Below are 3,059 nucleotides of genomic sequence, written 5' to 3'. Positions count from 1 at the left end.
AGTGTGGTGAAGATGGTGATGGCGCTGCGTCGGGAGCGTCTGCCGCGCACGTTGCATGTGGATGAGCCGTCTTCGCATGTGGACTGGTCTGCGGGCGCGGTGCGCCTGCTGCACGAGGAGCGCGACTGGCCGCAGGGCGAGCGGCCGCGTCGGGTGGGTGTGTCGTCGTTCGGGATCAGCGGTACCAACGCCCACGTCATCCTCGAAGAAGCCCCGTCCGCTCCAGCGTCCCGTAAGCCGGAGTCGTTGACCCCCGTGCCGGTCATTCCCTGGGTGTTGTCGGGCCGTAATCGGCAGGCTCTGGATACACAGGCCGAACGACTGACCGCGTTCCTGGCCGAGCAGCCCGAACTGTCCCCGCTCGATGTGGGGTTGTCTCTGGCCACGTCGCGTGCGGCGTTGGAGTGCCGGGCGGTGGTCCTGGGGCGGGACGGTGACGCGTTGCGGTCGGGGTTGGCCGAGCCTGCGGTCACGGGTGTGGTGAGCGAGGGGCGGACGGCGTGGATGTTCACGGGTCAGGGCAGTCAGCGTCTGGGGATGGGGCGTGAACTGCGTGCTGTCTATCCGGTGTTCGCCGGTGTTTTGGACGAGACGTGTGCGTTGCTGGAGGGCGAGCTGGCCGGGGCGGAGGGTTTCCCTCTTCCGTTGCGGGAGGTGTTGTTCGCGGAGGGTGGCTGTGAAGCGGCTGCTCTGCTGGACCGTACCGGCTATGCGCAGGCGGCGCTGTTCGCTGTCGAGACGGCGCTGGCGGGGTTGCTGGAGTCCTGGGGTGTGCGTCCTGATGTGGTGTTCGGGCATTCCATCGGCGAGTACGCGGCTGCGTATACGGCTGGTGTCTTTGAACTGCCTGACGTGGTGCGTTTGGTGGCGGCTCGTGCGCGTCTGATGCAGGCGCTGCCGGAGGGCGGTGCGATGGCCGCGGTGGAGGCGGACGAGGCGGAGATCGCCGATCTGCTCGCCGCGGGTGAGGTGACGATCGCCGCCGTCAACGGGCCGGGCGCCGTGGTGGTCTCCGGTGCGGAGGAGGGGGTGGAGCGTGTCATGGCGGCCGTGCGTGAGCGTGGTCGCCGGGTGTCGCGTCTGAGGGTGTCGCACGCGTTCCACTCCCCGTTCATGGAGCCGATGCTCGACGAATTCACCGCCATCGCCGAACAGATCACCTACCACCGGCCCACCGTCGCGGCCGCCTCGTCGGTCACCGGTGAGACCGTCGCCGAGACCGACTGGACCAACCCCCACTACTGGGTACAGCAGGTGCGCTGCCCCGTCCTCTTCCACGAGGCCCTGCGCACCGCCACCGGGCCGCTCGCCGCCGGCCGGCTGCTGGAGATCGGCCCCGACCCGGTACTGAGTGGGCTCACCGACCCGGCGGCCGGGCCGTCCTTCGCCGTGCTGCGCGAGGGGCGCCCGGAGACGGAGACGCTGCTCACCGCCCTCGCCGAACTCTTCGTCCGAGGGGCTCAAGTCGACTGGGCCGCCCTGTTCGCGGACAGCGGTGCGCGCCGGGTGTCGCTGCCGACGTACGCCTTCCAACGGCAGCGTTACTGGCTGGAGCCGGCCCGTGCCGCCGCCGACGCGCGCGGCCTCGGTCTCGCCGCCGCGGATCACCCGCTGCTGGGCGCGGCCGTCACCGTGGCCGGCTCCGACACGCTGCTGCTGACGTCCCGGCTGTCGGTCCGTACCCATCCGTGGCTCGCCGACCATGTCGTGGCGGGCAGCGTCGTCGTGCCGGGCACGGCATTCGTCGAACTCGCCCTCCAGGCCGGCGACCGCGCCGACTGCGGCCGCGTGGCCGAACTCACCCTCCGGGCTCCGCTCGTACTGTCGCCCGACGGAGGCGTCACCGTCCAGATCACCGTCGAGCCGCCGGAAGCAGACGGCGCGGGAGGCCGGGCATTCCAGGTGTACGCCCGGCCCGACGACGCGGCCCCCGACCAGCCCTGGACCCTGCACGCCACCGGCCACCTCGACGACGCCCGAACCCACGCCGCGGCGGCACCCGACCTGCGCACCTGGCCTCCCGCCGGCGCTCGGGAACTCGCGCTCGACGGCCTCTACGAGGGGCTGCACGAGTCCGGACTCTCCTACGGCCCCGCCTTCCGCGGCCTGGCTCGCGTGTGGACGGCCGGCGACGATCTGCTCGTCGAAGCGGCCCTTCCCGAGTCGGCTGCGGCAGAGGCGACGGCCTACGGGCTCCACCCGGCGCTCCTCGACACCGTGCTGCACGCCCTGGCCCTCCGCGCGGGGAAGGCACAGAGCGCGCTCCTGCCCTTCCTGTGGTCCGGCGCGACCTTTCACACCGTCGGCGCGAGCCTGGTGCGGGCCCGGATCACGCCGCGCGGTGACGACGCGTACGCCCTGCATGTCGCCGACGCGACAGGTGCCCCCGTCGCCGTGGTCGACTCGCTGGTGCTGCGCCCCGTCTCGGCATCCGACCTGGTGCGTGCGGCCACCGGCCCGGACGACCTGTACCGCCTCGACTGGGTTCCAGCGCCGCCCACCGACCGCTCCGAGACGGCGACCCGCACCCGACATTGGGCCGTGGTCGGCGACTGCGACACGGAGGCATGGCGCGAGTCCGGCGTGTCCACGAGGCACTATGCCGACCTGGACGCCCTCACCGCCGCAGTCGACGCGGGAGATCCCGCGCCCTCGGTCGTCGGGTTGAGCGTGGCGGCGAACTCTGGTGAAGTCCTGGGTCCGGTTGCTGGTCTCCTGGGGGCCATGCGGACCTGGCTCACACAGGAGCGATGGGCGGACACGCCCCTGGTGGCACTGACCACCGGTGCGGTCGCCCTGCGCCCCGCCACCGGCACCGAAGCCCCGGACCTGGCCGGCGCCGGCGCGTGGGGCCTGGTCCGGTCGGCGATCAGCGAGCACCCCGGACGCCTCGCCCTGGCCGACGTCGACGGCACCGCGGCCTCCTACCGTGCCCTCGCCGACCGGCTGTCCCCCCTCGACGAGCCCCAGCTCGCCCTCCGCGATGGCGAGGCCTGGGTACCACGCCTCGCACGGATGGCGTCCGATGGTCTGCTGGTGCCGCCGGTTGTGGCTTCGGG

1 protein-coding gene is annotated in these 3,059 nt (G+C 72.3%); it reads left to right on the top strand.

What is annotated here, in order from left to right:
• Nucleotides 1-78 precede the first annotated feature (78 nt).
• On the top strand, nucleotides 79-3,059 hold a 2,981-nt coding region (locus AB0I77_RS53225), incomplete at its 3' end, for a type I polyketide synthase (RefSeq protein ID WP_363290276.1).

It is taken from the genome of Streptomyces sp. NPDC050619, assembly GCF_040654815.1.
In the GTDB taxonomy this organism is placed as follows: Bacteria; Actinomycetota; Actinomycetes; order Streptomycetales; family Streptomycetaceae; genus Streptomyces.
Note: the sequence above shows the minus strand (reverse complement) of the source record. Positions and strands in the feature narration are given on the sequence as shown.